This window comes from Prosthecobacter sp. (assembly GCF_044373815.1).
Classification (GTDB): domain Bacteria; phylum Verrucomicrobiota; class Verrucomicrobiia; order Verrucomicrobiales; family Verrucomicrobiaceae; genus Prosthecobacter.
The window spans coordinates 1-3,281 of sequence record NZ_JBIPNG010000618.1; the positions used below are offsets into that span (position 1 = coordinate 1).

A 3,281-nucleotide genomic window follows, 5' to 3' on the forward strand; every position below is an offset into this window, starting at 1 on the left:
GACAGGATTTTGGGCACATTTATTGCCGAAAATGAATCAAACGGAAACCTTGCCCCGTCTGCGCAGCAGCAAGCCGCTGGAGAGGGTGAGGAGTGTGTAGAGCATCGACGTTGGTTCAGGGACTGCATCCGGTGCACCAGCAGTAACAAATATCGAAGCACCAGGAGTCGTCTCCCAAGAGTAGTCTTTCATGGTGCGGGTCATCGAGGTGCCCGCACTGCCAGCCAGGCCCATATCAAAACGCATCCAGCCATAGTGCGTCGTCCCGGCCGCGGCCACAAACCTGAAGCCGATGATGTTTTGCGCGCCAAGTGTCCAACCACCATTCAGACCAGTGGCGGCAGTCGTGCCATAAACATTGCCGGTACCGGTGTTGAAGGAGCCCGCGGAGCCGACCTCAGTGCCGGGGACGAGGTTGCCAGCGGTGCCAGTCGTCACGCCCGGTCTGCGCATCTGGCCGCCACCGGTGGAGTTGAAGAAGTTCATGCCGCCAGAGGTGGAGTATGGATTGACGTCCCAACCCGGAACGCCGCCACCTGGGCCGTTGGACAGCACCCCGGTTTCGGCGTTGAGGTATGCGCCATCGATGTCGGCGGCACAGGAAAAATTGATGAGGCCACTGTAAACAACGGCTGCACTGGCGGGGGCAGCAGCAGCCACAACCACCGCAACAGCTGCGACAGGTGCCAAGGCACAAGCGGCAAAATGTTTGACGAGGCGGGCGCTCAGTGGAGAAGGATTTGGATTTGATGTCATGTTCATAAGGATGGGGCGTATTTCAGGGTGGATTAGTAGGACTGCAAAGATGATTGGCCACGCTTCCAATTATGGGCGAATCCGAATTTGGTTCAAGTAAATTACTGCTAAGGAATTGCTTTTGGCAGGGCGTTTGGCTTGAAGGTTCATATTTGAGGGCGGGCGTTTAGGATGAGGTTGATGGCAAGTTTCGGGTTTTGCTGATAGTGAGCGATCAGGGAGGGTAAGTTACTTTTCTCATCAAAGGGGATGATTGCCAGCAGGGCGTTGCGAGTCAGCGCGAGATTCTGGGCAACGCGCGGGCGACGGTGACGATGGCGGTCTTCCTGCCAGACGGAGTCGTCGCGCTTGTGGTGGTTGCGGTTTTCCACGCTCCAATGCCCGCGCACAGAGCGGCCGAGATGCGCCGGATTGTCGGGTGGCAGGCTGGAGATGAAGTGCCGGATGTGAACACACGCCTCGCTTTTCTGCTCTGTTTTGGCCCGCCATTCGCGACGGACTTTCACCCCGCTGCCTGCGGAGAGCAGGCCGACATCCACCGGAGCAATCGCGCACACGGCAGCGCTGCGGATGTCGATGCGACCGTGGTCGCCATCCACGCTCAACTCAAAAAAGGGGTGTCATCGAGGGCTTTTTCCACACCCTCAAGACGCTTGGAGGTGTTGGCTTTGGTGCCTACAAGGTAGTCGCCGCCTTTTTCGACGATGACGCGCAGGGTGTCCTGTTTGTTGTGAAGGGGATCGAGTGTGACGAGCGCGTTTTCAAGGCGGACCTGCGGGCTCTCTAACAGGGCTCGGGCCTCGCTGACTTCACAGTCTTCCTTTTTACCGCTGGCGGGAATCATGGCCACGGGGCGGCCGTCTTCATGGCGGCAAAGGGTCACGATCATGCCGCATTTGCCGTCGCCTATGGTTTTTCCGTCCAAGGCGAGGCTGCGGGGCAGGATGCCGGAGTTAGCTTGCAACCAATTCGTTAGAGCGGCGGCGTAGGCGTGGGGATCGAGTGCGTTCATGAGGTCATTGAAGGCGTCGTAGCCGGGCACAATGAGCCGCCCGCTCTGCTTGTCGCGCACGCTCAAGCCGATGGCGGCTCGCTGGCGCTGGTCGAGCGGGGCGACTTTTCTCCAAATGTTGAGCATGTCGCGCCCGCCCATGAGCAGGCCCAGCGCAATGAGGGTGAGCATGGCAGAGAGCGGGTGACGACGGCTTTGGGCGCGACGGGGATCGGGCACCTGCAGGAAGGCGCTGCGCAAACTGGTGAGTTCCTTGAGCTTGAGCGGGCTGCGTGCTCCGCCGCTGACGACCACGGCCTGCTGGCAATCGTCGGGCAGATCCTTGGCACACATCCGTTGAAAAGCATGTGGATCAAGGGGTTTTAGCCAGAGTTTCTTGGGCCGGTCATTGGGCAGGTAGTAATCGGTGTGGTCTTGGGAGAACCCGGCGGTGTCCCCGGCGAAGGTCCAGTTGGTGGCTTTATAAACCGTGCCGTGGTGACTTTCCGGATCACTGAAACTCTCGGCCAAAAGCGGACGGTATTCGTGCTCGGCGAGCCATTGGGCGGGAAGCTCGCGTAGGGCAAGTCCGAGACACTGGGAGGCAAGATTGGGGCGGCGCGCTGTTTCCGGGACGAGGAAACGCCGCAGTTGCACGACGAGTTTGAGACGGTTCGAGCGGGTGACAGGGTCCCAGCCGATGATCTGGTCTCGGTCTTTGAGGTGCCAGGCTGCCGCGCACCAAATCAACACCGCCACCACTTTTCCTTCCTCCATGACGAACTGGCCGAGTCGGTCGCCAGCCTCGCGACCGGCCCCGAGGAAATGCTCTTCGTCGAGCATCTGATGGGCGATTTCCCAGTCCGCCGACGTGGCGGCAAGACGGATGTGAAGTGGTTCGCGGGCCGGAGACTCCGCGCTGGCAGCAGATGGTCGTTTGGAATGCACAAGTCGAAACCAGCATTTTCAGGCTCTTTTGTCTAGCGCGAATTCAAACCAAGTAGTGAAAAGGGATTGCTCGGTTCAAGCCAAACGCCCTGGCGTGGAAGATGAGCTCGATGGCAAGTTTCGGGTTTTGCTGATAGTGGGCGATCAGGGAGGGTAAATTGCGTTTCTCATCAAAGGGGATGACCGCCAGCAGGGCATTGCGGGTCAGCGCGAGGTTCTGGGCAACGCGCGGGCGACGGTGCCGATGACGGTCTTCCTGCCAGACGGAGTCGTCGCGCTTGTGGTGGTTACGGTTTTCCACGCTCCAATGCCCGCGCACAGCCCGGCCGAGATGCACCGGATTTTCTGGGGGCAGGCTGGAGATGAAGTGGCGGATGTGAACACGCGCCTCGCTTTCCTGCTCTGTTTTGGCCCGCCATTCGCGTCGGACTTTCACGCCGCTGCCTGCGGAGAGCAGGCCGCAAAGATCAGGCTTCGCAGTCTTCCTTTTTGCCGCTGGCGGGGATCATGGCCACGGGGCGTCCGTCCTCATGGCGGCAGAGGGTCACGATCATGCCACATTTGCCGTCGCCGATGGTTTTGCCGT

4 protein-coding genes are annotated in these 3,281 nt (G+C 59.8%); all 4 read right to left on the minus strand.

Annotated features, from left to right (window positions below; genetic code table 11):
- Positions 1-36 precede the first annotated feature (36 nt).
- Entirely contained in the window at positions 37-762 is a 726-nt protein-coding gene (locus ACIREA_RS29195) for a PEP-CTERM sorting domain-containing protein (RefSeq protein ID WP_397385845.1), read from the minus strand.
- 140 nt (positions 763-902) lie between these two features.
- Positions 903-1,355: a hypothetical protein gene (locus ACIREA_RS29200; RefSeq protein ID WP_397385846.1), complete on the minus strand. Its 453-nt coding sequence runs from the start codon at positions 1,353-1,355 to the stop codon at positions 903-905.
- 2 nt (positions 1,356-1,357) lie between these two features.
- Positions 1,358-2,695, minus strand: a complete 1,338-nt coding sequence (locus ACIREA_RS29205) for a Druantia anti-phage system protein DruA (RefSeq protein WP_397385847.1) — start codon at positions 2,693-2,695, stop codon at positions 1,358-1,360.
- 43 nt (positions 2,696-2,738) lie between these two features.
- Positions 2,739-3,131 (minus strand): hypothetical protein, encoded by a 393-nt coding sequence (locus tag ACIREA_RS29210; RefSeq protein ID WP_397385848.1) that lies wholly within the window; start codon positions 3,129-3,131, stop codon positions 2,739-2,741.
- Positions 3,132-3,281 lie beyond the last annotated feature (150 nt).